Source organism: Xanthobacter autotrophicus, from assembly GCF_029991245.1.
Lineage (GTDB): Bacteria > Pseudomonadota > Alphaproteobacteria > Rhizobiales > Xanthobacteraceae > Xanthobacter > Xanthobacter autotrophicus_C.
In genome coordinates this window covers 1-25,640 of record NZ_JAIVFO010000064.1, presented here as the reverse complement: position 1 = coordinate 25,640, position 25,640 = coordinate 1, and the positions used below count along the sequence as shown (strand labels likewise).

Annotated in this window: 24 protein-coding genes; 19 read left to right on the top strand and 5 right to left on the bottom strand. The window is 68.1% G+C overall.

Features of this window, described 5'->3' with window-relative positions:
* Positions 1-27 precede the first annotated feature (27 nt).
* The 6 genes from K9U41_RS12490 (at position 28) to K9U41_RS12465 (ending at position 7,457) form a co-directional block, all read left to right on the top strand.
* Entirely contained in the window at positions 28-465 is a 438-nt protein-coding gene (locus K9U41_RS12490) for a MarR family winged helix-turn-helix transcriptional regulator (protein WP_282641162.1), read from the top strand.
* 182 nt (positions 466-647) lie between these two features.
* Positions 648-1,364, top strand: a complete 717-nt coding sequence (locus tag K9U41_RS12485) for an alpha/beta hydrolase (protein ID WP_282641160.1) — start codon at positions 648-650, stop codon at positions 1,362-1,364.
* 120 nt (positions 1,365-1,484) lie between these two features.
* Positions 1,485-4,985 (top strand): PAS domain-containing hybrid sensor histidine kinase/response regulator, encoded by a 3,501-nt coding sequence (locus tag K9U41_RS12480; protein ID WP_282641159.1) that lies wholly within the window; start codon positions 1,485-1,487, stop codon positions 4,983-4,985.
* A gap of 225 nt (positions 4,986-5,210) precedes the next feature.
* Positions 5,211-5,423: a hypothetical protein gene (locus K9U41_RS12475; RefSeq protein ID WP_282641158.1), complete on the top strand. Its 213-nt coding sequence runs from the start codon at positions 5,211-5,213 to the stop codon at positions 5,421-5,423.
* A gap of 254 nt (positions 5,424-5,677) precedes the next feature.
* The gene (locus K9U41_RS12470) at positions 5,678-6,376 is read left to right on the top strand and encodes an orotate phosphoribosyltransferase (protein ID WP_011995736.1); all 699 of its coding nucleotides are present in this window, start codon (positions 5,678-5,680) and stop codon (positions 6,374-6,376) included.
* Between the two features lie 7 nt (positions 6,377-6,383).
* Positions 6,384-7,457, top strand: coding sequence for a quinone-dependent dihydroorotate dehydrogenase (locus tag K9U41_RS12465; protein WP_282641157.1), 1,074 nt, complete (start codon positions 6,384-6,386; stop codon positions 7,455-7,457).
* A 13-nt stretch (positions 7,458-7,470) separates the two neighbouring features.
* Here the strand turns inward: K9U41_RS12465 and mscL are convergent, their stop codons facing one another.
* A complete protein-coding gene (gene mscL, locus K9U41_RS12460; RefSeq protein ID WP_282641156.1) occupies positions 7,471-7,887 on the bottom strand; it encodes a large conductance mechanosensitive channel protein MscL in 417 nt (138 codons plus the stop codon).
* 389 nt (positions 7,888-8,276) lie between these two features.
* Here mscL and fabA point away from each other — a divergent pair, with 389 nt between their 5' ends.
* The 5 genes from fabA to K9U41_RS12435 all read left to right on the top strand — a co-directional run bounded on the left by fabA (position 8,277) and on the right by K9U41_RS12435 (position 13,156).
* The gene (fabA, locus tag K9U41_RS12455) at positions 8,277-8,816 is read left to right on the top strand and encodes a 3-hydroxyacyl-[acyl-carrier-protein] dehydratase FabA (RefSeq protein ID WP_282641155.1); all 540 of its coding nucleotides are present in this window, start codon (positions 8,277-8,279) and stop codon (positions 8,814-8,816) included.
* A gap of 54 nt (positions 8,817-8,870) precedes the next feature.
* Positions 8,871-10,088: a beta-ketoacyl-ACP synthase I gene (gene fabB / locus K9U41_RS12450; RefSeq protein ID WP_282641154.1), complete on the top strand. Its 1,218-nt coding sequence runs from the start codon at positions 8,871-8,873 to the stop codon at positions 10,086-10,088.
* Positions 10,089-10,195: 107 nt separating this feature from the next.
* Positions 10,196-11,041: an enoyl-ACP reductase FabI gene (fabI, locus tag K9U41_RS12445; RefSeq protein ID WP_282641153.1), complete on the top strand. Its 846-nt coding sequence runs from the start codon at positions 10,196-10,198 to the stop codon at positions 11,039-11,041.
* Positions 11,042-11,175: 134 nt separating this feature from the next.
* Positions 11,176-11,955: a DUF4239 domain-containing protein gene (locus tag K9U41_RS12440; RefSeq protein WP_282641152.1), complete on the top strand. Its 780-nt coding sequence runs from the start codon at positions 11,176-11,178 to the stop codon at positions 11,953-11,955.
* Between the two features lie 310 nt (positions 11,956-12,265).
* Complete coding sequence (locus K9U41_RS12435; RefSeq protein WP_282641151.1) at positions 12,266-13,156, top strand: cation diffusion facilitator family transporter; 891 nt, start codon at positions 12,266-12,268, stop codon at positions 13,154-13,156.
* Here K9U41_RS12435 and mog read toward each other — a convergent pair whose 3' ends face one another.
* Positions 13,157-13,690 (bottom strand): molybdopterin adenylyltransferase, encoded by a 534-nt coding sequence (gene mog / locus K9U41_RS12430; RefSeq protein WP_282641150.1) that lies wholly within the window; start codon positions 13,688-13,690, stop codon positions 13,157-13,159. It abuts the gene before it with no gap.
* A gap of 296 nt (positions 13,691-13,986) precedes the next feature.
* Between mog and K9U41_RS12425 the strand changes: the two genes are divergently transcribed.
* Positions 13,987-14,877 (top strand): helix-turn-helix transcriptional regulator, encoded by an 891-nt coding sequence (locus tag K9U41_RS12425; protein WP_282641161.1) that lies wholly within the window; start codon positions 13,987-13,989, stop codon positions 14,875-14,877.
* A gap of 92 nt (positions 14,878-14,969) precedes the next feature.
* Here K9U41_RS12425 and K9U41_RS12420 read toward each other — a convergent pair whose 3' ends face one another.
* Positions 14,970-16,682 (bottom strand): ATP-binding protein, encoded by a 1,713-nt coding sequence (locus K9U41_RS12420; RefSeq protein WP_282641149.1) that lies wholly within the window; start codon positions 16,680-16,682, stop codon positions 14,970-14,972.
* Positions 16,683-17,106: 424 nt separating this feature from the next.
* On the opposite strand from K9U41_RS12420, the gene K9U41_RS12415 reads away from it, so the two are divergent.
* The 7 genes from K9U41_RS12415 to K9U41_RS12385 all read left to right on the top strand — a co-directional run bounded on the left by K9U41_RS12415 (position 17,107) and on the right by K9U41_RS12385 (position 23,060).
* Positions 17,107-17,979, top strand: a complete 873-nt coding sequence (locus K9U41_RS12415) for a branched-chain amino acid ABC transporter permease (protein ID WP_282641148.1) — start codon at positions 17,107-17,109, stop codon at positions 17,977-17,979.
* On the top strand, positions 17,980-18,822 hold the full coding sequence (locus K9U41_RS12410; RefSeq protein ID WP_282641147.1) for a branched-chain amino acid ABC transporter permease: 843 nt from the start codon (positions 17,980-17,982) through the stop codon (positions 18,820-18,822).
* Positions 18,819-19,580 carry an ABC transporter ATP-binding protein gene (locus tag K9U41_RS12405; RefSeq protein WP_282641146.1) on the top strand — a complete coding sequence of 254 codons (762 nt, stop codon included), beginning with the start codon at positions 18,819-18,821 and terminating at the stop codon, positions 19,578-19,580. The genes K9U41_RS12410 and K9U41_RS12405 overlap by 4 nt, the downstream gene beginning before the upstream one ends.
* A gap of 1 nt (position 19,581) precedes the next feature.
* Positions 19,582-20,304 (top strand): ABC transporter ATP-binding protein, encoded by a 723-nt coding sequence (locus K9U41_RS12400; RefSeq protein WP_282641145.1) that lies wholly within the window; start codon positions 19,582-19,584, stop codon positions 20,302-20,304.
* A gap of 88 nt (positions 20,305-20,392) precedes the next feature.
* A complete protein-coding gene (locus K9U41_RS12395; protein WP_282641144.1) occupies positions 20,393-21,565 on the top strand; it encodes an ABC transporter substrate-binding protein in 1,173 nt (390 codons plus the stop codon).
* A 92-nt stretch (positions 21,566-21,657) separates the two neighbouring features.
* Positions 21,658-22,344, top strand: a complete 687-nt coding sequence (locus K9U41_RS12390; protein WP_282641143.1) for a DUF2848 domain-containing protein — start codon at positions 21,658-21,660, stop codon at positions 22,342-22,344.
* A gap of 32 nt (positions 22,345-22,376) precedes the next feature.
* Positions 22,377-23,060, top strand: a complete 684-nt coding sequence (locus tag K9U41_RS12385; RefSeq protein WP_282641142.1) for a GntR family transcriptional regulator — start codon at positions 22,377-22,379, stop codon at positions 23,058-23,060.
* 26 nt (positions 23,061-23,086) lie between these two features.
* On the opposite strand, the gene ubiB is transcribed toward K9U41_RS12385, so the two are convergent.
* Complete coding sequence (ubiB, locus tag K9U41_RS12380; RefSeq protein WP_282641141.1) at positions 23,087-24,658, bottom strand: 2-polyprenylphenol 6-hydroxylase; 1,572 nt, start codon at positions 24,656-24,658, stop codon at positions 23,087-23,089.
* Between the two features lie 19 nt (positions 24,659-24,677).
* Positions 24,678-25,478 carry a bifunctional demethylmenaquinone methyltransferase/2-methoxy-6-polyprenyl-1,4-benzoquinol methylase UbiE gene (gene ubiE / locus K9U41_RS12375; RefSeq protein ID WP_282641140.1) on the bottom strand — a complete coding sequence of 267 codons (801 nt, stop codon included), beginning with the start codon at positions 25,476-25,478 and terminating at the stop codon, positions 24,678-24,680.
* Positions 25,479-25,640 lie beyond the last annotated feature (162 nt).

Sequence of the window (25,640 nt, the reverse complement as noted above, 5' to 3'; positions counted from 1 at the left end):
CCCCCGACCGGCGCGCCCGCCCCGGCGCTGGTGCCCGTGGACGACCTGCTGTGCTTTTCCCTCTATGCGGCAAGCCACGCCTTCACCCGCGTGTACAAGCCACTGCTCGACGCCATCGGCCTGACCTATCCGCAATATCTGGTCATGGTCGCGCTGTGGGAAAAGGACGACCAGACGGTGGGCGGCATCGGCGAGAAGCTGGCCCTGGAATCGAGCACCCTGACCCCGCTGCTGAAGCGGCTGGAGGCCCTGGGCCTCGTCTCCCGCAGCCGCGATCCGGCGGACGAACGGGTGGTGCGGGTGCGCCTCACCGATCAGGGGCAAGCGCTGCGGGCGCAGGCGCGGACCATTCCCGCCTGCATCCTCCAAGCCACCGGCCTTGAGCTGGCCGACGCGGTGCGGCTCCAGAAGGAGGTCACCACCCTGCGCGATGCCCTGTTGAAGGCGGCCGCCCGCAAGGGCTGAGCCCCCATGCCGCCGCGTCAGAGCACGGGCCATGGGGCAAGTCGGCGGTGCAGCCGAGGGGCCCCGTCCGGCATCGGTCGAAGGCAGAGGCGGCCGCAGCGCGCAGCATCCCGTGCGAAGAGACTTCATCCGACTACTGGCATACGGTAGACCAGATATAAGAAGCTCAACAGGGCCTGGTCATGCTCGATTCCAATCTCGTCGGACATATCACCTTCACCCCCACGCCGCCGGTCCTGTTCACCCCCACGCCGCCGGTCCTGCCGCCGCTGCCCCCCGGCCGGCATGACCTGGGCATCGCCGCCGAGCGCGACGCGGTGCTGGTGGTGCCGGAGGGGTTGGCGGAGGGCTCGGCACCCCGCGCGCCGGTGCCGCTGATGGTGCTGTTCCACGGCGGCGGCGGCAGCGCCGACAAGATCCTGCCCATGATGGAGGCCCACGCGGCGCGCCATCGCTTCCTGCTGCTGGTGCCGCAATCGGCCTTCCCCACCTGGGATATCGTCATCGCCGGCAACGGGCCGGATCGCGAGCGCGTCGAGGCGGCGCTCGCTGCCGTTGCCGCGCGCTTTGCCATCGATCCCGGACGCATCGCCTTCGCCGGCCACTCCGACGGCGGCAGCTATGCCCTGTCCCTCGGCCTCACCAACGGGCATTTCGTGACCCACGTCATCGCCTCGTCGGCCGGCTTCATGTCGGTGCACCGGCAAAAGGGCGCGCCGCGCGTCTTCATCTCCCACGGGGTCCATGACGAACAGATCCCCATCGCGCGCAGCGCGCGGGTGCACACAGCTTTGCTCAAGGACGCCGGCTACGACGTGACCACCATGGAATACAACGGCCCCCACGCCTGGCAGCCGCCGGTGGTGGCGCTGGCGGTGGATTTCTTCCTGTCGCCGTAGAGCGCGAAGCGGACCCACCGGGAAACCCCGCGCTGGACAAGGCCGGCGGCGAGTGATGAGTTGGCCCCAATGAAAACAAGACAGTGGGCCGGCTTCTGAGCAGGCCGCCGGACGGGAGACATGCTTCGGGCCTCGGTCGTCATCTTCGCAGCGCTGGCCTACATCGGCTTCCTGTTCGCCATCGCGAGCTATGGCGACCGGCTGCGGCCGAAGGCGGCGCGGCGCGCCCCGCGGCCCATGATCTATTCCCTGTCGCTGGCGGTCTATTGCACCTCCTGGACCTTCTTTGGCTCGGTGGGGCTCGCCACCACCCAGGGCTTTGACTTTCTCTCCATCTATGTCGGCCCCATCATCCTGATGACCGTGGGCGCCCCCGTCTTCATGCGGGTGGTGCGGCTTGCCAAAGCCAACAACATCACCTCCATCGCCGACTTCATCGCCGCCCGCTACGGCAAGAACCAGGGCATCGCGGCGCTGGTGGCGCTCGTCGCCATCGTCGGCGCCATTCCCTACATCTCGTTGCAGCTGAAGGCGGTTTCGGCCTCCCTCGTGGCCATGCTCGGCCATTTCGCCGGGGAGCACGGCCGCGGCACCGTGGTCGGCGACCTCGCCCTGTTCGTGGCCTGCGCCATGGCCGCCTTCGCCATCCTGTTCGGCACCCGCCACACCGACGCCACCGAGCACCAGGACGGCCTGATGCTCGCCATCGCCACCGAATCCCTGGTCAAGCTCGCGGCCTTCCTCGCCGCGGGCATCGTCGTCACCTTCCTGATCTTCGATGGGCCGGCGGAACTTTGGTACGCGGCCCGCGAAGCCAACGTCACCGCGCCGTTCGAGCACGGCTTCCCGCTCGGCAACTGGCTGACCATGATGGTGCTCTCCGGCGGCGCCTTCATGCTGCTGCCGCGCCAATTCCACGTGGCAGTCGTGGAGAACAAGGGCGAGGAGGAGATCCGCCGGGCGCGCTGGCTGTTCCCGCTCTATCTCGTGCTCATCAACCTGTTCGTGGTGCCCCTGGCCCTCGCCGGCATGACGCTGTTTCCGCTCCAGATGGTGGACAGCGATGTCTATGTGGTGGCGGTGCCGCTGGCCGCCGGCTTCGACACCATCGCCCTGCTCGCCTTCGTGGGCGGGCTTTCGGCAGCCACCGCCATGGTGATCGTGGAATCGGTGGCCATCGCCATCATGGTCTCCAACGACCTGGTGATGCCCCTGCTGCTGCGCCACCGGGCCGCCAAGGCGGACGGCGGCCCGCCCGACGACATGACCAGCCTGCTGCTGATGGTGCGGCGGGTGGCCATCTTCGTCATCGTGCTGGCCGCCTATCTCTATCACCGCATCACCGGCGACGCGCAGCTGGCCCAGATCGGCCTCCTGTCCTTTGCCGCCATCGCCCAGGTGGGTCCGGCCTTTGCCGCCGGCATCCTGTGGCAGCGGGCGACGGCGACCGGCGCCATCGCCGCCATCATCACCGGCAGCACGCTGTGGGCCTATACGCTCCTGCTGCCCAGCCTCGCCGAGGCGGGGCTCATCTCCTCCGACATGGTGCAGAACGGCCCATTCGGGCTGTGGCTGCTGAAGCCCACCGCGCTGCTCGGCCTCTCCGCCAGCCCGCTGGCCCACGGGGTGGCCTGGAGCCTCGGCATCAACACGCTGGTGCTGGTGGTGGTGTCCTTCCTCACCCAGCCGAGCCCCATCGAGCGGGTGCAGGCGCGCCTGTTCGCCGGCGGCGGCGACCGCGGGCAGATGCGCCCGGCCTTCCTGCGCTGGCGCTCCTCGGTGACGCTGGGCGAGGTGATGGCCACGGTGGAGCGCTATCTGGGCACCGAGCGGGCCCGCGCCGCCTTCGAGAATTACGCCCGCCAGCACGGCTTCACCCTCGATTCCCACCGGGAGGCGGACGCCGGCATGGTGCGCTACGCCGAGCACCTGCTCGCCTCGGCGGTGGGCGCGGCGTCCTCGCGCATCGTGCTCTCCCTGCTGCTGCGCAAGCGCACCGTCTCCACCAAGGCGGCGCTGAAGCTGCTCGACGATGCCTCCGCCGCCATCCAGTACAATCGCGAGCTGCTGCAAAGCGCCATCGACCATGTGCACCAGGGCATCGCCGTGTTCGACCGCGACCTGCGGCTGGTGTGCTGGAACCGCCAGTTCGGCCAGATGCTGGACCTGCCCGCCGAATGCTACGCCGTGGGCGTGCCGCTCGCCGACATCCTCGCCTCCGCCCCCGCCGACGACGAGGTGAAGGGGGTGGGCGCGCGCATCACCCGCTACACCCATCCCAGCCCCGATTTCTCCGAGCGCCTGCACCAGCGCGGCGCGGTGATCGAGGCCCGCTCCGACGCCATGCCCGACGGCGGCCTCGCCGTCACCTTCACCGACATCACCGCGAGCGTGGAGGCCGCCCTGGCCCTGGAGCGGGCCAACGAGACCCTGGAGCGCCGCGTGCGCGAGCGCACCGAGGAGCTGGAACGCCTCAACCAGGCGCTGGAGAAGGCCAAGGGCGAGGCGGAGGAGGCCAACGTCTCCAAGACGCGCTTCCTCGCCGCCGCGAGCCACGACATCCTCCAGCCGCTCAACGCCGCCCGGCTCTATGTGACCGCCATGGTGGAGCGCGCCAAGGGGCAGGAGGAGGAGCGCCTCGCCGGCAACGTGGACGCCTCGCTGGAATCGGTGGAGGAGATCCTCTCCGCCCTGCTCGACATCTCCCGCCTGGACAGCGGCGTGATGCGGCCGGAGATCGCGCCCTTCCGCCTCGCCGACATCCTGAAGCCGCTGGAGATGGAGTTCGCCCCGCTGGCGCGGGAGAAGAACCTCGACCTCACCTTCGTGCCGTGCTCGCTTGCCGTGCGCTCGGACCGTCGGCTGCTGCGACGGCTGTTGCAGAACTTCATCTCCAACGCCGTGAAATACACCCCGCGCGGGCGCGTGCTGGTGGGCTGCCGCCGCCACGCCGGCCGGTTGCGCGTGGAGGTGCACGACACCGGGGTCGGCATCCCGCGCTCCAAGCACAAGGTGGTGTTCCAGGAGTTCCAGCGGCTCGACCAGGGCGCGAAGGTGGCGCGCGGCCTCGGCCTCGGCCTGTCCATCGTGGAGCGCATCGCCCGGGTGCTGGAGCACAAGGTGCAGGTGACCTCCCAGCCCAACAGGGGCTCCACCTTCAGCGTGGACCTGCCCATCGCCGTGTCCATGCCGGAGGAGCCCCAGGCCACCCCCACGCCCGCCCGCCGCGGCGCCCAGCTGGACGGCCTCACCATCCTCGCCATCGACAACGAGCCGGCCATCCTCGAAGGCATGGAACTGCTGCTCACCGGCTGGGGCTGCGAGGTCATCACCGCATCGAGCGCCGCCGGCGCCCTGGAGGCGGTGCGGCTCACGCGCAAGACGCCGGATGTGGCGCTGGTGGACTATCACCTCGACGACGGCCACGGCATCGACGCGGTCATGTCGCTGAGGTGGAAACTGGGGAAACTGCCGGCCGTGCTCATCACCGCCGACCGCACCAAGAAAGTGCGCGACGCGGCCCGCGCGGCCGACATGGAAATCCTCAACAAGCCGTTGAAACCGGCGGCGCTGCGCGCCCTGCTCGCCCACTGGCGGCTCGCCCGCTCGGCCGCCGAATAGGCCCTTTTGCGCCCCCCGCGCGCGGCCATTTTGCAACAGGCCCGGAGCGTCCGGGTTAAGCCCCCGTTCATCCGCATGAACGCCCAATAAACGCCGCCTTCAGCCAGCGTTATGTGGCCGTGCCATAGAAGCACGCCCTCGGGGCATGGAAATGTTACTATTTTGTTAAAGTTTGTAACTGATCCATGCTGACTTGAACGCGCGATATACTTTTGGAGCGTGGCTATGACGATCACGATTAACGTCCCCGTCTTCCCGCTGCGGAAAGAAATCGCCGCTCGCAAGCGGCGCATGGGTCTTTCCCTCGGCCTGCTGGGCCGTGGCGCGAAAGGCGGAGCCAAGGGGGCGGGCGCCGGGCCGGACGCGCGCTATACCGCCGACGGGCTGGAATTCGACGTGAGCGGCTTCCGCAAGCCCGGACGGCGCGGCGAGGGCTGAGCTTCTTCCGAAGGTCGTCTTGTGGCTGGGACAAAAAGTCCCCCCGGGGTGACGGAACGACGGTCATGGCCGGGCTTGTCCCGGACCTCGGCAACAGCCGACTTCGGGCACAGGGCCGGGCGGAACGGGCACAGGTGACGGCAGCGTCGCCGCCCTCCCCCTCATTTCCCCATCCTTGCGCGCCTTCGCTGTCGCATTGGGCCGCGGCTCTGATATATGCGCGTCACATTATCGAGCCACGAAGGCCCTTCCCCATGGCGAACGTCACTGCTTTTCCGGACAAGGCCACCATCGCCGAGCAGACCGCGCGGATGCTGCTGGAGGTGGAGGCGGTGCGCTTTTCCTCCGGCGAGCCGTTCATCTTCACCTCCGGCTGGGCAAGCCCGGTCTATATCGACTGCCGGCGCCTCATCTCCTTCCCCCGGGTGCGCCAGACGCTGGTGGATTTCGGCATCTCCACCATCTTCCGCGAGATCGGCTACGAGCAGTTCGACACGGTGGCCGGCGGCGAGACGGCGGGCATCCCGTTCGCGGCCTGGGTGGCGGACCGGCTGATGCTGCCCATGCAGTATGTGCGCAAGAAGCCCAAGGGCTTCGGCCGCAACGCCCAGATCGAGGGGCACCTGGCCCCCGGCCAGCGGGTGCTGCTGGTGGAGGACCTCACCACCGACGGCAAGAGCAAGGTGACCTTCGTCAACGCCCTGCGCGAGGCCGGCGCCGAGTGCTCCCACTGCTTCGTGTTCTTCTATTACGACATCTTCGCCGAGGCCTCGGGCATCTTCGACCAGGCCGGGCTCAGCCTGCACCGCCTCGCCACCTGGTGGGACGTGCTGGCGGCGGTGAAGACCATGAACCGGTTCGAATCGGCCCAGATCGCCGAGATCGAATCCTTCCTCCACGATCCCCACTCCTGGTCGAAGGCCCACGGCGGCACCGCCGTCACCGGCGAGTAACAGGCGGATGGACCTCTACGGCGTCCTCAGGCCCCTGTTCCGGTTCATCACGCCGGAGCAGGCGCACCATCTGTCCATCCGCGTGCTGAAGAGCGGCCTGGTGCCCGACCTGTCGGGAGGGCCCGACGACCCGGTGCTGGCGACGCGGGTGTGGGGGCTGGATTTCCCCAATCCGGTGGGCCTTGCCGCCGGCTTCGACAAGCATTGCGAAGTGGCGGACGCGCTGTTCAAGTTCGGCTTCGGCTTCGTGGAGGCGGGCACGGTGACGCCGCGGCCGCAGCCGGGCAATCCCCTGCCCCGCCTGTTCCGGCTCGACGAGGACGAAGCGGTGATCAACCGCTTCGGCTTCAACAGCGAGGGCCTTGCCCCCTTCATCTTCCGCCTGGGCCAGCGCCGGGCGGCGGGCAGGCGCGGCATCGTCGGCGCCAACGTGGGGAAGAACAAGGAGAGCGAGGACGCGGTGGAGGATTACGCCGCCGGCGTCTCGGCCACCTGCCGCCTCGCCGACTACCTGGTGTGCAACATCTCCTCGCCGAACACGCCGGGCCTGCGGGCGCTCCAGGCCCGGGCGGAGATGGAAACCCTGCTCGCCCACGTCATCGGCGTGCGCAACGCCTCCATGCCCGATCCCGCCGCGCGCACCCCCCTTTTGGTGAAGGTGGCGCCCGACCTCGACGATGCGGCCCTGGCCGACGTGGCGGAAGCCGCCCTCGCCGCCGGGGTGGACGGCATCATCATGGGCAATACCACCCTGTCGCGCCCGCCGAGCCTGCAAAGCCAGTTCAAGGACGAGACCGGCGGCCTGTCCGGCAAGCCGCTGCTGGCCCTGTCCACCGAGCGCCTCGGCGCGCTCTATCGCCTGGTGGGGGGCCGGCTGCCCATCATCGGCGTGGGCGGCATCGCCTCCGGGGCCGACGCCTATGCCAAGGTCCGCGCCGGGGCGAGCCTGGTGCAGATCTATTCCGCGCTGGTGTTCCACGGCCCCGGCCTGGTGGGACGGATCAAGACGGATCTGGCTGCCCGCCTGAAGGCCGATGGCTTCGCCTCCATCGCCGACGCCGTGGGCGTGGACGTGCGCTGAAACGCCGGCTGCTTCAGGTTGGGCGTTTGGCGAGGAGGTCGCGGATCTCGGTGAGCAGGACCTCGGAGCGGGACGGCGCCGGCTTGTTTTCCTCCGCCCGCCGCAGGGTGTTGATGGTCCGCACCACCAGGAACAGCACCCCCGCCACGATCAGGAAGTTGATGGCGATGGTGATGAATGAACCATACGCCAATACCGCGCCCTGTTTCTTGGCGTCCACCAGGTTCTCCGCCGTGACCGCCGAGGACAAGGGGATGAAGTGGTTCGAGAAATCGAGGCCGCCGGTGATCGCGCCAATGACCGGCATGAAGATGTCGCCGACCAGGGACGACACGATGTTGCCGAAGGCGGCGCCGATGATCACGCCGATGGCGAGGTCCATCACATTGCCCTTGACCGCGAATTCCCTGAACTCCTTCAAGACCGGCATGTCCGTCTCCCGAACCGTTTGAGATCGCACCGTTGCGTCAAAGTCCCCGCGTCCGAGTCCTTGCACCAAAGTCCTTGCGATACCTCCTTACGCTGCGCCAAGGCTCAGCGCAGGCCGCAGGCGGGCAACGCGCCCGGGGCGGGCCGGGTTCACGCCGACCGCCGGATTCCCCTTGCACGCATGCGCAACCGCTTCCAGCCAAACGGATCGCGCCGTTACGGCGCAGTTGGGCGCGGCGTGACGCTTTCATGACTTTGAGTGCGCCCGTCCCTATGTTAGGGAGTGCCCGCCGCCGATGACGGGGGCGGGCCTTCGGGCTCTTTCGGCAACACCCCACGGGGACCCCCTCGGGTCAACCCCTTCCGGGCAGAATGGCGACACGCTTGAGAATGGCGGACCGGCAAACCAGCTTCGCATATGAAGATCTCCTCGCCTGCGGACGTGGCGAGCTGTTCGGCGCCGGGAACGCGCAACTGCCGCTGCCGCCCATGCTGATGTTCGACCGCATCGTCGAGATTTCCGAGACCGGCGGCGAATTCGGCAAGGGCTTCATGCGCGCCGAGCTGGACGTGAACCCGGACCTGTGGTTCTTCGCCTGCCACTTCAAGGGCGATCCGGTGATGCCCGGCTGCCTGGGCCTCGACGCCATGTGGCAGCTGGTCGGCTTCTATCTCGGCTGGCTGGGCTCCCCCGGCCGCGGCCGGGCGCTGGGCCTCGGCGAACTCAAGTTTTCCGGCCAGGTTCTGCCGGGCGTGAAGAAGGTGGTCTACGGCATCGAGTTCAAGCGCGTGATGCGCTCCAAGCTGGTGCTCGGCATCGCCGACGGCTGGCTTTCGGCGGACGATGCCACCATCTATCGCGCGAAGGATCTGAAGGTGGGCCTGTTCCAGGCCGATGCGGCACCCGCCGCGGGACCTGTGGGCACCTGACAGGGCATCGCCACGATCCGCGGCCATACTGCTGCTTTCCAATGGGGATTTGACATGCGGCGCGTCGTCGTCACCGGGATGGGCATCGTCTCGTCCATCGGCAACTCCACGCAAGAGGTGCTCGCCAGCCTGCGCGAGGCCAGGAGCGGCATCTCCTTTGCCGAGGACTACGCGAAAATCGGCTTCCGCTCCCAGGTCCACGGCGCACCCACGCTGAACGCCGAGGAGGTGGTGGACCGCCGCGCCATGCGCTTCCACGGCGGCGGCACCGCCTGGAACCACGTGGCCATGGACCAGGCCATCCGCGATTCGGGCCTTGAGCCGTCCGAGGTTTCCAACGAACGCACCGGCATCGTCATGGGCTCCGGCGGCCCGTCCACCCGCGCCATCGTGGACGCCGCCGACATCACCCGCGAGAAGGGCCCCAAGCGCGTGGGACCGTTCGCGGTGCCCAAGGCCATGAGTTCCACCGCCTCCGCGACGCTGTCCACCTGGTTCAAGATCAAGGGCCTCAGCTATTCCATCTCGGCGGCCTGCGCGACCACCAACATCTGCATCGGCAACGCCTACGAGCTGATCCAGTACGGCAAGCAGGACATCATCTTCGCCGGCGGCTGCGAGGACCTGCACTGGACCCTCTCTGTGCTGTTCGACGGCATGGGCGCCATGTCGTCCAATTTCAACGACCGGCCCCAGGTGGCGTCGCGGGCCTATGACAAGAACCGCGACGGCTTTGTCATCTCCGGCGGCGCCGGGGTGCTGGTGCTGGAAGAGCTGGAGCACGCCAAGGCGCGGGGCGCCCGCATCTATGGCGAGATCGCCGGCTATGGCGCCACCTCCGACGGGGTGGACATGGTGGCACCCTCGGGCGAGGGCGCGGAGCGGGCCATGAAGCTCGCCCTGTCCCAGATCAAGGCTCCCATCGACTATATCAACCCGCACGCCACCTCGACCCCCATCGGCGACCTGAAGGAGATCGAGGCGATCCGCGCGGTGTTCGGCAGCGCGTGCCCGCCCATCTCCGCCACCAAGTCGCTGACCGGCCATTCCCAGGGCGCGACCGGCGTGCACGAGGCGATCTATTCCATCCTGATGATGCAGAACGGCTTCATCTGCGAGAGCGCCAACATCGAGGAGATGGATCCCGCGTTCGCGGACATGCCCATCGTGCAAAAGCGCATCGACAACGTGTCGCTCGGACATATCCTGTCCAACGGCTTCGGCTTCGGCGGGACCAACGCCTCGCTCATCATCAAGCACGTGGATGCGTGACCGCAAGGCGGCCCTTCGTCAGGGTCGGTCATGAAAGGTGAAGGGCCGCACCGTGGTGCTGGCCCGAACGGTCTGCTATCGGCGTTTCAGGCGCGAGAGGGTGGGTGATGCAGGACCTGATGAAAGGCAAGCGTGGCTTGGTGATGGGGGTCGCGAACGACCATTCCATCGCCTGGGGCATCGCCAAAGCCTTGGCCGGCCAGGGCGCCGAGATCGCCTTCACCTACCAGGGCGACTCCGTGGCCAAGCGGGTGAAGCCGCTGGCGGAGAGCCTCGGCTCCTCCATCCTGCTGCCGTGCGACGTGGAAGACCTCGCCAGCGTGGACGCCGTGTTCGCGGCGCTCAAGGAGCGCTGGGGTTCCATCGATTTCCTGGTGCACGCGGTGGCCTTCTCCGACAAGTCGGAGCTGAAGGGCCGCTATGCCGACACCAGCCGGGAGAACTTCTCCCGCACCATGGTCATCTCCTGCTTCTCCTTCACGGAGATCGCCAAGCGCGCCGCCGCTCTGATGCCCAATGGCGGCTCCCTCGTCACCCTGACCTATGGCGGCTCCACCCGGGTGATGCCCAATTACAACGTGATGGGCGTGGCCAAGGCGGCGCTGGAAGCCTCCGTGCGCTACCTCGCCGCCGATTACGGCCCGGCCGGCATCCGTGTGAACGCCATCTCGGCGGGTCCCGTGCGCACCCTCGCCGGGGCCGGCATCGCCGACGCCCGGCTGATGTTCAACTACCAGAAGCGCCACGCGCCCCTGCGTCGCACCGTCTCCATCGAGGAAGTGGGCGGCTCGGCCCTCTATCTGCTGTCCGGGTTGTCGGGCGGCGTGACGGGGGAGATCCATTTCGTGGATTCCGGCTACAACATCATGTCCATGCCGCATCCCGACGTGCTCAAGCAGCAGGAAGACGCCGAGGCCAAGCTCGCCGAAACGCCCGTGAAGGCTGCGGAATAGCGCCAGCCCTCGGGCCTGTGTCGATGATCCACCGGACCTGACCCAGCGACGGGCGCAATTACGTCTTTACCTCCTGCGCCGGCACGCTACGTGTCGGCACGGGCTGCTCTGAGATTTTGAGCCGGAACCGCTGCATGCTGGGGGTGGGTAAGGGCATGGACGCACTGGTGGTCGCCGGGCTGGTCTTCGTGTGTCTGTTCGGCGGCGCCATGGCCGGCATGGGGGCCTCCCGCAGGCTGAAGGAACAGCACCTCTCCAAGGAAACCCAGGAGGCGGTGAAGCTCGCCGTGGGCATGGTTGCGGCCATGGCCTCGCTGATCCTCGGCCTCATGACCGCGTCGGTGAAGGGGAATTTCGACACCACCAGCCGCGACGTGCAGCAATACGCCACCTATCTCATCACCCTCGACCTGTCGCTGCGGCACTATGGGCCGGATGCCGATCCGGTCCGCGCCGCGCTGCGCGGCTACACCGAGCACGCCCTCGACGAGACCTGGCCGGCGGACGCCACAAAGACCCTCGTCAACAGCGACACGTCCGAGCAGACCCTGTCGCATGTGGGGCATATGGTCCGCGCCCTCGAGCCGAAGACGCCGGACCAGGTGGAGCTCAAGACGGAGGCGCTCGACCGCTACAAATCCCTGGCCGCCCTGCGCTGGGTGCTGATCGAGGAAAGCGCGGTCCAGGTGCCGCCCATCTTCACGGTCGTGCTGATCGTCTGGCTCACCTTCATCTTCATGAGCTTCGGGTTGTTTTCGCCGGTCAACTCGGTGTCGGTATCGATATTTTTCCTGTGCGCCCTCTCGCTGGGCGGGGCGATCTTCCTGATCCTGGAGATGAGCACGCCCTTCGACGGCATAATCATCATATCGCCGGACGCCATGCTGAAGGCGTTGCAGCATATGGTGAAGTAGGCTTCCGGCGACGGCCGCCGCGCCCGGCCGGGCCGGCGGCTGGGGATGAGCGGTTCAGCGGCGTCATGGCCGTTGCACTGCATCCCCCCAGCGGCTAGAGCAATTCCAGCACAAGGGCGCAGCGGTTTTGCGCCTGGATCGCTCCGGGCCGGGCGACATGCCCAACTCATTGAATTTACGTCAAACTTCAATCGGCAGGGGCTTTCTGCTCCGGTCGGAAGGCGCACCCCAGGCACGCAGTCCGCGCCCGCGGACGGGACTGCGCGACCCCAACCGGCAGCGCCGGCCTTTGACGGGACAGGAGGCGGACATGAGCCGCAAGACGCTGTGGGTGGCGGCGGCGAGCGTGCTCGTCGGCATCATCGTGCTCGGCCTCAAGACGCTGGCGTGGTGGGTGACGGGCTCGGTGGCGCTGCTCTCGGACGCGCTGGAGAGCATCATCAACGTGGCCGCCTCCGGCGCCGCTCTCATCGCGCTGCAGGTGTCCTCGCGGCCGGCCGACGACAACCACCAGTTCGGCCACCACAAGGCGGAATACATCTCGGCGGTGATCGAGGGGGTGCTGGTGGTGATCGCCGCCCTCACCATCATGCGCGAGGCCTACAACGGCTTCCTCAATCCGACCCTGCCCGACCAGCCGGTGAAGGGCATGCTGCTGAACGGCGCGGCCACCGTCATCAACGGGCTGTGGTACGTCGTGCTCATGCGCGTCGGCCGCGCCTATCGCTCGCCGGCCCTGATCGCCGACGCCAAGCATCTGCTTTCGGACGTGGTCACTTCCGGCGCCGTGCTGGCCGGTTTCGTGCTGGTGCCGGTCACCGGCTGGCCGCAGCTGGACCCGCTGCTCGCCGGCCTCGTCGCCCTCAACGTGCTGTGGACCGGCTGGGGCATGATGAAGGAATCCGTGGGCGGGCTCATGGACGCGGCGCCGCCGCCGGACGTGGTGGCGCGCATCAAGGAGCTGGTCTCCACCCACGCCGCCGGCGCCATCGAGGCCCATGACCTGCGGACCCGCCATGCCGGGCGCATCACCTTCGTGGAATTCCACCTGGTGGTGCCGGGCACCATGACGGTGGCCGCCGCCCACGAGATCTGCGACCGCATCGAGAACGCCTTCGAGCAGGACATGGATGACGCCGTCATCACCATCCATGTGGAGCCGGAAGAGGAAGCCAAGCACCGCGGCGTGGTGGTGCTTTAATCACGCCCCTTTGGGACGGAAGGCGGCGCAGACCTGCGGGTCGGTCTCGATGCGCCCCGCGCCGATGAGGTCCAGGCAATAGGGAATGGCCGGGAACACGGCGGCAAGGCACACCGCGATGGATGCAGGCTTGCCCGGCAGGTTCACGATGAGGGTCTTGCCGCGCACCCCCGCCTCCTGCCGCGACAGGATGGCGGTGGGCACCTCCTGGAGGCTGATGCGGCGCATCTGCTCGCCGAAGCCCGCCAAGGGCTTCTCGATCACCGCCGCCATGGCCTCGGGGGTCAGGTCGCGCGGGGCCGGGCCGGTGCCGCCGGTGGTGCAGATGAGGTCGAGGCCGGCGTGGTCGCACATGTCGATCAACGTATCCCGCACGCTCTCGAAGCCGTCCGGGATGACGCGATAATCGGCGCTCCAGGGGCTGGTGATGGCACGCCGGAGCCACGCCTCGATGGCCGGGCCCGAGAGATCCGCATAGCCGCCGGAGCTGGCGCGGTCCGAGATGGTGACGATGCCGATGCGGGCTGGCGACATGGGAGCGATCCGGTTGGTCTGGAGCACGCGCCGACTGCGCGTCCCCGGTCTCGAAGGCGGGAGACGGATGCGCCGATCAGGCGGGTTCAACCCGATCGGGTCCGGCTCCTGGGCGGTGCGCCTGTGCTGGCGCGGCCCGGGCCCAAATGCAAGCCCGTGTCCATTTCTGCGCTTCACCGGGGCGCGCCGCGATACCGCAGCGATTGGGATTGAATTTCGCGCCAAACCGTATTCATGTGAATATAGGTGAAACGTGTCGTTTTATTCGGACCCCTGCCGTGACGGTGCATCGGAGCATGTCGGATTTCCTCACCACCCGCGAGTTGGCGGCGCTGCTTCGCGTGAAGGAGCGCAAGGTCTACAATCTGGTGGCGACGGGGAGCCTTCCGGTGCGGCGGGTGACGGGCAAGCTCCTGTTCCCCCGCAAGGAAATTGAAAGCTGGCTGGGCGGTAGCGCCGAGCCGCGCGAGGCGGACGAAGCTCCCCTGGCGAACGATCCTGCGCCATTGCCGCTCATTCTCGCCGGCGGGCATGATCCCCTGCTCGAATGGGCGCTGCGCGAATCGCGCTCCGGCATCGCCGCCTTCCTCGACGGCGCACTCGACGGGCTTGCCCGCGCCGGGCGGGGCGAATGCGTCGCCGTGGGCCTGCACGTGCCCGATCCGCACGGCTGGAACGTGGGCGCGGTGGAAGGCCGCTTCTGCCGCGAGCCGTGGGTGCTGATCGAGTGGGCGCGGCGGGTGCGCGGCCTGATCTACCGGCCGGACATGGCCCGCCCGCCGAACAGCCTGAAGGACATCCGCGGCCTGCGCTTCCAGGGGCGGCAGCCGGAAGCCGGAAGCGAACTGGTGCTGGACCGGCTGTTGTCCGCCGAGAAGATGCGGCGCACCGACCTCAGGATGGTGGACACCATCGAGCGGACCGAAACCGACCTGGCGCTGGCCATCGCCACCGGGCGGGCGGACGTGGGGCTCGGCATCGCGGCGGCGGCGCGCCTCAACAATCTGCGCTTCCTGCCGCTGCTGGAGGAGCGCTTCGATCTCCTGGTCTGGCGCAAGGCCTATTTCGATCCGCCGTTCCAGAAGCTGGTCGCCTTCTGCCGCGAGCCGCTCTTCGAGGCGCGGGCCGCCGATCTCGGCGGCTACGACGTGTCCGGCTTCGGCACGGTCCATTACAATTGCTGCTGAAGCGGCCCCGGAACCCCGCGCCGTAAAAGAAACGCCCGCCCGGAGACCGGACGGGCGCAAGGTCGCGCAGGGGACAACGTCGTTCCGAAGGGTCAGGCCGCCTCCACCGGGGGCACGTCGAGGGCGCGGAAGATGGCGCAGCGGCGGAAGGCGTCGATGGAGGGCGGCTCGTTCTTCTGGGAGCAGTATTTCGCCACCAGCTTGGCGAGGCCCTTGATGTCGCGCCCGGAGGTCTCCGGGAACATGACCACCAGCTTGCCGATCAGCTCGTCCGAGAGCGGCAGGCCGAACTGGTCCGCCATCACCCGCCAGATCTTGCGCCGGTCTTCCGGCCCCGGCGAATGGTATTTGATGAGCGCGATGCAGCGCGAGACGATGGCCTCGTCGATGTCGTCCACCCGGTTGGTGGTGAGGAAGAGCAGGCCGTTGAAGTATTCGAGCACGCGCAGGAACACGCCCACCACCGCATTCATGGTGAGGTTGTCCTGGCGGCGCTTGATGTAGACGTCCGCCTCGTCGATGAGCATCACCGCGCCCCAGCGCTGGGCACGGGTGAGGGCATCCTTCAGCGCCTGCTCCATGTGCGCCACGTCGAGGCCGAGCTGGCCGGAATGCACCCGGTAGAGCGGGCGCTGGATGATCTCCGAATAGACCTCGGCGGTGAGCGTCTTGCCGACGCCGGGCGGGCCGGCGCACAGCACCGTGGTGCCGCCGGACTTGCCCGCCACCACGTCGTCCATGAGCGTGTTCATCTCGGCGGTGAGGATGTCGATGAGGTCGGTCTGCTCGGGGGGCAGCACCAGCTTCTGCTTCAGCTCGGGGTGGTATTTATAGGGCGCGATGTCGTCCACATGCACCCACACATGGTGGTGCAATTCCAGATGGAACATGAGGATAAGGGGGTGCACCGGCATGTCGGTGAACGAGCCCTTGCGCACGTTCGCCTGCGCCGCCTTCAGCGCCTCGTCCACCGCCATGTGGAAGAGGTTCTGCTTGTCCGCCTTCTTCACGATCTTGTCGAGGAAGAAGCCCGAGGTCTCGTTGCCCAGGGTGCGCTCGCCCAGCAGTTCCTCATCGTTCACGAGCCGTGCCTCGGAGCCCGAGGAGGACAGGACGATGACGGACTTGCGCGACCAGTCGGTGTCGCGGCGGTTGGCGGTGGGGTCCTCGGCGAAGATGCCGGTGCCCTTGCCGGAGAACTGGTGGCCGTAGCGCGCCCGCCATTCGAAATAACGCACCAGCTGGTCGTCGAAGGAGGCGAGCAGTCCCTCGTCCTCCATCAGCCAGCCCTTGGCCGCCAGCGTGCCGGGAATGGTGAGCCCGCGCAGGTCCTTGGAACGGATCAGCAAATTCTCCACATGGACCTTGCCGCGATTGTTGGCCTTCAGCTCGATGATGACGCGGCCGGCCTCCTCCTCGCCCGGAGGCGTGTAGTCCAGCCGGGTGATGAGGTAAGGCTCGGGCTTGCCGCCCGAATTCATGCGGAACAGCCAGCCGCGGATGGAGGCATTCACGAAATAAAGCGCGAGCGCGCCGGCGAGGTCTTCCAGTTCCTCCGGGGCGAAGCGCTGGCCCTCGTCCTTGAACACGCCGACGAGGTTGGCGAGCTGCTCCTCCTGCCCGCGCACGGCGGTGCCGCCATTCTTCAGAACGAGATCGTGGAGATGGGCCAGTTCGTCGGGCTTCAGCGTATCGAGCCCCAGCTCCATGCGGGTGGAAAGGCGCGGCTGGGCGAGCAGATGGGCCCGATCGGGAAAGGCCTCGACGAGGGATTCGACGACCAGACGTTCGACGATGAGCTTCATGACCGCCTCACGGTGACGACCGATGTCCGGGCTCCGACAAAATTGGTCAGCCTGCGACAGCCCCTGGCATCGGACGATGGGTTGAAAGGGCCATAGCAAGATCGAGGCCGGGTCCCCTTCGGTCAGCCGGGTCCGCGCCCGCAGGCAGACACCTTCGCTGCTGCGGGCTTGAGCACAGGCCCGCCCATCGCCGCATCAGCCACGGGCCGCAAAGGGTCGGGATGCCGTCGCACAAGCCATTGGAGCAAGACTGGAAAGTGGCAGATCGAGCGCGATGTGCGGCGACCTGGCGACAATTGAAATCCGCCTGAAATTTCAGCTTGCATGGGAAAGTCAGATAGCTTTGTATATTAGCTAATTCGCCGGTCGCGACAGCGGCCGGCGGGTGCTTCACCCAGCGTTCCAGCGAGGTTGCCCCGTCGCCATGGTCGCGCAGCAGATCGTCAACGGCCTCATGCTCGGGGCCATCTACATGCTGGTTGCGGTGGCCTTCACCCTCGCCATCGGTGTGTTGAACTTCCTCAACTTCTCCCTCCCGGGCCTGTTCATGGCCGGGGGCATGCTCGCCTTCGGGCTGATGAAGGCCGGCTGGCCCTTCCTGCTGGCCGCCGCCGGGGCGCTGGCGGCCGCCGCCTTCATCTCGCTGCTGGTGGAGCGCTTCGCCTACCGGCCCATGCAGGGCGGCGATCCGGAGGTGCCGCTGGTGTCCTCCCTCGGCTTCCTGGTGCTCCTGGAAAACCTCATGCTGGTGCAGTTCGGCTCGGACCAGCAGGCGTTCCCGGCACTGCTGCCCGATCTCAATCTGCGCCTCGGCGGCCTCGTCATCGGCTATGCCCAGCTCGCCTCGCTGCTGCTGTCGCTGGGCCTCGTGGCGGTGCTGTCCTTCGTGCTGGCGAAGACCGCCGCCGGGCGGCGCATCCGCACCGTGGCAGAGAGCCGGGAAACCGCGCTGCTCATGGGCATCGACATCGCCCGCCTGGTGCCGCAGCTGTTCGTCGCCTCGGCGGCGCTGGCGGCGCTCGCCGGCATCCTGTTCGCGGTGAACTACCAGCAGGTGTCGCCCTTCATGGGCGAGGGCGTGGGCTTCAAGGGCGTCGCCGCCATGATCGTGGGCGGCATGGGCTCCATCTGGGGCGCGGTGCTGGGCGGGCTCCTCATCGGCCTTGCCGAGGTGGTCTCCATCTCCTTCATCGGCGCGGACGTGGTGAACATCACCGTCTACGGCCTGCTGCTCCTCATCCTCATTGTGCGGCCGCAGGGCCTCATGGGCCGCGCCCCCAGCCGGGAGAAGCTCTAGATGAGCGGCTATCTGACGGGCGTCCTCGTCGTCCTCGCCTTCAACGTCATGGCGGCCTATGCGGTGTACCTGCCGCTTGCCGCTGGCCAGTTGAACCTTGGCATCGCCGGCTTCATGGCCATCGGCGCCTATGGCTCGGCCTTCCTGACCAACGAATATATGTGGCCCATGTGGGCCGCCATCCCGGCGGGGGCGCTGGCGGCGGGGCTCACCGGCTTCCTCATCGGCCTGCCGGTGCTGCGCACCCACGGCATCTATTTCGCCATGGCCACCTTCGCTTTGGGACAGGTGATCTCCGCCGTGTTCCTGAACCTGGAAGTGGTGGGCGGCGCGGCGGGCTATCCCGTCACCGATTATGCCGGGCCAAACGTGGTGTTCGCGGCGGCGGCCGGCGTGGTGCTGCTGATGCTCTACATCTCCCGCACCCGCTTTGCCCTCGAACTGACGGCGGTGAAGAGCGACGCCACGGTGGCGGACCTGCTGGGCGTCCCGGTGCGCGGCATGAAGGTGGCGGCCTTCGCCCTGGGCGCCATGGTGGCCGGCTTCGGCGGCGCCCTCTATGCGCACCACTATAATTTCGTGGAGGCCCAGCACTTCAACGTGCTGCTCTCGGTCTTCACCGTGCTCTACGTGCTGTTCGGCGGCACCCAGACGGTGTGGGGACCGCTGGTGGGCGCCGCTTTCTTCACCCTGGTGCCGGAGCTGCTGCGCGCCTCCGACCAGTGGCGCTATGCGCTCTTCGCCGTCTTCATCATCGTCTTCATGGCGATCCGCCCGCAGGGGCTGGTGACCGCCGCCCTGTTCCGCCTGTTCCGCCGCCGCGCGCCGGAGGCTTCCTCATGAGCACGGCGCTGGAAATCTCCGCCCTGTCCAAGTCGTTCGCGGGCGTACAGGCCATCCGCGACCTCTCCTTCGCCGTGCCGAAGGGCGTCTCCACGGCACTCATCGGCCCCAACGGGGCGGGCAAGACCACGGTGTTCAACATGGTCAGCGGCGTCTACGGCGTCGATGCCGGCCGCATCACGGTGAACGGCGTGGACGTGACAGGCATGCCCTCGCGCCAGCGCATCGGCACCGGGGTGGCCCGCTCGTTCCAGAACGTCCGGCTGATGCCGCACCTGTCGGTGCTGGAAAACCTGCTGGTGGGCCAGCATGTGCGCGCCTCTTCGCTCGGCGCGCTGCTCACCCCCTACCGCCTCATCCCCAACCACCGCTGGAAGCGCGAGGCCCGCGCCGCGCTGGAGGAAAGCGGTCTCGGCCGCTGGGCGGACGAGACCGTCTCCGCCCTGCCCTACGGCGTGAGAAAGCGCATCGATCTGGTGCGCGCGACGCTCGCCGGCGCCAGCCTCCTGATGCTGGACGAGCCCGCCGCCGGCCTCAATCCCTCCGAGACCAATGCCCTGCGCGATCACCTCAAGGCGCTGATGGCCAAGGGAACCACCCTGCTGGTGGTGGAGCACGACATGCACTTCGTGGAGTCCATCTGCCAGAACGTGGTGGTGCTGAATTTCGGCGAGAAGATCGCCGAAGGCCCGCTCTCCCGCGTGCGGCAGGATCCCAGGGTCCGCGAGGCCTATATCGGCTCGGACGGGGAGGCCTGAGATGGCGCTGCTCGAAGTCTCCGCCCTCTCCGTCTCCTACGGCCGCGTGGCGGCGCTCACCGACGTGTCGCTGCGGGTGCAGGAAGGCGAGATCGTCACCGTGCTGGGCGCCAACGGGGCCGGCAAGTCCACCCTGCTGAAGGCCATCCTCGGCGCGGTGCCGGTGAAGGGCGGCGGCATCGCCTTCGCCGACACCGACCTCACCCGCGCCGCCCCCCACAAGCGCATGGGCGCGGGGCTGGTGCTGGTGCCGGAGGGCCGGCGCATCCTCATCTCCCTGACGGTGGAAGAGAACCTGCTGCTGGGCGCCCACATGCGCCGCGACACCGCTGCCATCCGCCGCGAGATGGACGCCATCTATGGCCGCTTCTCCAACCTCGCGGAGCGCCGGCACATGCTGGCCTCCTGCCTCTCCGGCGGCGAGCAGCAGATGCTGGCCATCGGCCGCGCCATGATGGCGAAGCCCCGCCTGATGATGCTGGACGAACCCTCCCTCGGCCTCTCCCCGCTGTTCGTGGAAAAGCTGTTCGACCTCATCTGCGAACTGAACCGCGACGGCCTCTCGGTGCTGCTGGTGGAGCAGAACACCGGCAAGGCGCTCAAGGTCGCCCATGCCGCCACCGTGCTGGAACTCGGCCGCGTGACCATGGACGGCGACCCCAAGGCGCTCGCCGCCGATCCAAGGCTGCAGGACGCCTATCTCGGCGGGGCGGGTGGCCACTGATCTTTCCAGGCGAGGTGAACACCGGTTCGCGTGATGAAACCACGCGCGACACAAAGAAAAACCAGACCAATCCAGAGGAGAGTTGGACATGAAGAAAAGTCTGCTTCTTGGCGCCGGCCTTCTGGCCGCGCTGGTGGCCGCCGGCACCGCGCGGGCCGAGGAAGACCTCGTCCTCGGCTACATGATGGCCAAGAGCGGCCCCTATGTGAGCCTCGCCAACACCAATGAGGTGGCGGTGGACATGGCGGTGGAGGAAATCAACGCCAAAGGCGGCATCAACGGCCGCAAGATCAAGGTCGTGAAGTTCGACACCGCCGGCGATCCCAAGCAGGCCACCACCGCCGTGCGCTCGTTTGCGCAGGATGCCGGGGCGCTGGCCATCATCGGGCCGTTCTCCTCCTCGGAAGTGCGCACCACCTTCCCGGTGGGCGAGCGCGAGGGCATCTCGCAGATGTCCATGGCCTCCTCGGCGCCGGGCCTCACCAAGGGCTTCACCTACGGCTTCCGCAACACCACCGACGAAGGCAAGGTCATCGACCAGGTGCTCGCCTCCCTCAAGGACAAGAAGCTGCCCATGGCCACGGGTGCGGCGGCCTATGCCACCGACGACGTGGTGTCGAAATCCATCGGCACCGGCGTGGTGCCCAAGATGTTCGAGAAGTATTCGATCCCCTCCAAGGGCGCCGTGGACTTCCAGCTCGCCGCCTTCGACCTGTCGCCCCAGGTGGCGCAGCTGAAGCAGATGGCCCCGGACGTGGTGGGCCTCGGCTCGCCGCCGGAAGGCGCCATCACCCTCGCCAAGGAGCTGAAGCGCCAGGGCGTCTCGACCCGCCTCATCGGCGGCACCACCATCGCCGATCCGGAACTGCCCAAGCGCATGGACGGCGCCGGCGAGACGCTCACCATCGGCACCACCTTCTTCCCCGAGGTGAACGACAAGACCCGCGCCTTCGCGGCGGAATTTGCCAAGCGCACCAAGGCCGCCGGCCTCAACCGCACCGACCCCAACCAGATGGACGCCTCGGTCTACGACATCGTCTACCTCTACGCCGAGGCCATGACCCGGGCCGGCACCACCGGCGACAAGGCGAAGCTTGCCGCCGAGCGCGCCGCGGTCCGCGACCAGGTGGCCAAGCTGAAGGACGTTCCGGCTCTCGAAGGCGCCATCTCCTTCGCTGATGGGGACGCCGTGAAGCCCGTCTACATCCTCGAGGTGAAGGGCGGGAAGTGGACCCTTCTGGATACGCGGATGCCGAACTGACCTCGACGCATCTGCGTGCGGCCGGCGCCTTCCTTCTGCCCTGACCGGAAGGCGCCGGCTCTTCTCCCTGCCCATTCCGACGAGAGACACCCATGCCGGGCACGACGCTTGAGTTCACCCTTCACGCCGATGGCGGCGCCACGCGCCTCACGGTGGACATCCGCTACGCGGTGATCGCCGGCTGGACCGGCCGCGACAAGGCGGCGCTGGAAAAGCACATCGTGGAGCTGGAAGAGCTGGGCGTGCCGCGCCCCGCCTCCACCCCCATCTATTATCGCGTGGCGGCCGCCCGCTTCACCACGGCGGACGCGATCGAGTGCACCGGCGGCGATTCCTCCGGCGAGGTGGAGTTCATGGTGCTCCAGAGCGGCGGGAGGCGCTTCCTCGGCGTCGGCTCGGACCATACCGACCGCACCGTGGAGACCTACGGCATCACCGTCTCCAAGCAGATGTGCGACAAGCCGGTGGCCCCCGAATTGTGGGTCCTCGACGACGTTCTGCCCCATTGGGACAGCCTGATCATCCGCTCGTTCGCCACCATCGACGGTGCGACGGTGCTCTACCAGGAAGGCCCGGTATGGGCCATGCTGCCGCCGGGCGAGATCATCGACGGCTATGGCCCGGGACTTGGCGACGGCACCGCCATGTTCTGCGGCACGCTCGCCGCCAGGGGCGGCATCCGCCCGGCGGCGCGCTTCGCCTTCGAGCTGGAGGACCCGGTGCTGGGGCGAACCATCCGCCACGCCTATGATGTGAGCGTCCTGCCGGTCGCCGGCTGAACGCGCAAGGAAGAAGCCGCCGGAGGACGCCCATGCAGATCGACGCAGAGGTGAGGGAGGGGACGCAGGAGGCCGGCGCCGCCCCGGTCCGCTCGCTCCGCGATACCGCCTATGAGGTGCTCAAGCAGCGCATCATCATGTGCGTCTTCCGCCCCGGCGAGGCGCTGAGCGAGGCGCAGGTGGCATCAAGCCTCGGCCTTGGCCGCACCCCCGTGCGCCAGGCATTCGACCGGCTCATGCGCGACGGCCTCGTGGAGGTGCTGCCCCGCAAGGGCATCATCGTGCGCCCCATCAGCGCCGACGAGGTGCGCCACATGGTGGAGGTGCGCCTTCTGAACGAAGGCTTCTGCGCCCGCCTCGCCGCCGAGCGGGCCGACAGCGCCACCCTCGCCGCGCTGGCGGACAACGTGCGACGCGGGGGCGAGGCCGCGGCGGAGCGCGACGTGGCGGCGGCCATGGCGCTGGACCGCGCCTTCCACGCCACCATCTCGGCGGCGGCGGGCAACCCGGTACTGGGGGATATCCTGAAGAACCTGCACGAGCGGGCGCAGCGGGTGTGGTTCGTGTCGCTCCGCGATGCCGGCCATCATGCCCGGGTGGTGGACGAGCACGCCGCCATCGCCGCCGCCCTCACCGCCCGCGACGGCGACGGCGCCGAGGAGGCGACCCGTGCGCACATCCTGTCGTTCGCGGCGAACCTGACGCGGCAGCTTTAGCCGCTTCCGGGTTGCGGCGAGCGCCCCTACCCCAGCCAGATGCCCACCAGCGCGGCGGCGATGACCCACAGCGCCAAATTGCCCCAGAAGGCGCGCTTGGCCTCGGCGCGGCCGATGCCCTCCAGCGAAGACGGCGACAGGCTCAGCCCGTCCCGCGTCGCCACGTCGAGCTGCTCCATCACCCGCGCGGTGCGGGTGAGAAGCCCCGGCAGGGTGGCGGCGAAATGGGCCATCTCGGACACCCCGCCGCCGGCGCGCTTGAGCTGGCCGACGGGTCCCAGATTGCCGGCGATCCAGTCCTCCACCACGGGGCGCGCCGTCTTCCACATGTCGAGCTGCGGGTCGAGGGAGCGGGCGACGCCTTCCACCACCACCATGGTCTTCTGCAGCAGCAGCAGCTCGGGCCGCGTCTGCATGTCGAACAGGGCGGTGACCTCCAGCAGCAGCGCCAGCAGGCGCGCCATGGAGATCTGGTCGGCGGTGCGCGAATGGATGGGCTCGCCGATGGCGCGGATGGCCAGGGCGAAATCGTCCACGGAGTGATGGAGCGGCACGTAGCCGGCCTCGAAATGCACTTCCGCCGTGCGCCGCCAGTTGCGGGTGATGAAGCCGTACAGGATCTCGGCGAGGAAGCGCCGCTCCTTCAGGCCGAGGCGGCCCATGATGCCGCAATCCACGATCACCAGCCGGCCCTGCGCGTCCACGAACAAATTGCCCGGATGCATGTCGGCATGGAAGAAGCCGTCGCGCATGGCCTGCTTCAGGAACGACTGCATGACGACGCGGGCGATCTCCTTCAGGTCGTGCCCGGCCGCGATCAGCGCCTCCTTGTCGGAGAGCTTGATGCCGTCGATCCATTCGGTGGTGAGCACCTCGCGGCCGGAGCGGTCCCAGTCCACGCGGGGGACATGGATCTCCTTGTCCGCGCCGATGTTCTCGGCCAGTTCCGCATAGGCGGCGGCCTCAAGGCGCAGGTCCATTTCCATGGACACCGAGCGGGCCAGCGTATCCACCACCGTTTCGAGCCGCAGCCGTCGCGCCTCGGCGAAATTGGTCTCGGCGAAATGGGCGATGCGGCGGAACGAGCCCATGTCGGAGGAGAAGCGCCGCTCCACGCCGGGACGCAGGATCTTCACCGCCACGGTGTGGCGGGTGCCGTCCCTGTCCGCCACCTCGGCCTTGTGGACCTCGGCGATGGAGGCGGCGGCCACCGCCGGGCCGAATTCCGCATAGACCTCGCGCACCGGCCGCTCAAAGGCCTCGGCGACGGTGGCCTCCGCCACCTCCTGCCCGATGATGGGCATGCGGTCCTGCAGCACTTCGAGGTCCCGCGCCACCGAGGCGCCCACCACGTCCGGCCTTGTGGCGAGGAACTGGCCGAGCTTCACATAGGACGGGCCGAGCCGGGACAGGGCCGCCGAGAAGCGCGCCGGCCGGCTGCCGGCATCCTTGCGGGCAATCAGCCGGGCGATGCGCAGCAGCGGGCGCGCCAGCGGCGGCGCCGCGGCCGCAGACATGAGGGAGAGCACACCTTCGCGGGCGAGCACGTAGCCGGCGCGGGCAAGCCGCGCCGCGTCGGCGGCGAGAAAGAAGATCATGGTCAAAGGCCGCGCGCCATCAGATGCGCCAGCCCCAGTGCAGGGCCACCACGCCGCCGGTCATGCGCGTGAAGTCCACGCGGGAGAAGCCGGCATCACGCATCATGTTGGCGAACACCTCCGCATTGGGGAAGCGGCGGATGGATTCCACCAGATACTGGTAGGGCTCCGCATCCCCGGCCACCCGCTTGCCGAGCTGCGGGATGACGTTGAAGGAATAGGCCTCGTAGATCTTGTCCAGCAGCGGCACGTCGACCTTGGAGAATTCCAGCACGAAGGCGCGCCCGCCGGGTTTGAGCACCCGCCGCATCTCGGTGAGCGCCAGCGGGATGCGCGGCACGTTGCGGATGCCGAAGGCGATGGTGACCGCGTCGAACGAGCGGTCGGGGAAGGGCAGCGCCTCGGCATTGGCTTCCGTGAAGGTGACCTTGTCGCCAAGGCCGCGCTTTTCCGCCCGCTCGCGGCCCACCGCCAGCATCTCCGCATTGATGTCGGCCACGGTGGCGCGTGTGCCCTCCCCGCCCGCCTTCACCACCCGGAACGACACGTCGCCGGTGCCGCCGGCCAGATCCAGCAGCTCGAACGGCCGCGTGCCCTGGGGCGGGCGCACCTTGGAGACCAGCGCATCCTTCCATACCCGGTGCAGGCCGCCGGACATGAAATCGTTCATGATGTCGTAGCGGCGCGCCACCTTGTGGAACACGTCGTCCACCAGCGACTGCTTCTCGGTGAGCGGAACCGTGCGGTAGCCGAAATGGGTCTCGGTCCGGGGCGCGCCGGCGCCGGGCTGGGAATTCGGGTCCGTATTCAGGTCCGTCATGGAGATCTGGCCGCACGCTGTTGTTTCGGGCCGGGACCTTATCGGATGATCCCGGCCGGCGCCATAAAGGGAAGCGTCGCGGGCGTGGGGCAGTTTGAACCGGGATGGGCTGTAGGCGACGAGCCCCAGCGGCGGGAATGCGGAACCGGCTTGCCCCCTCCC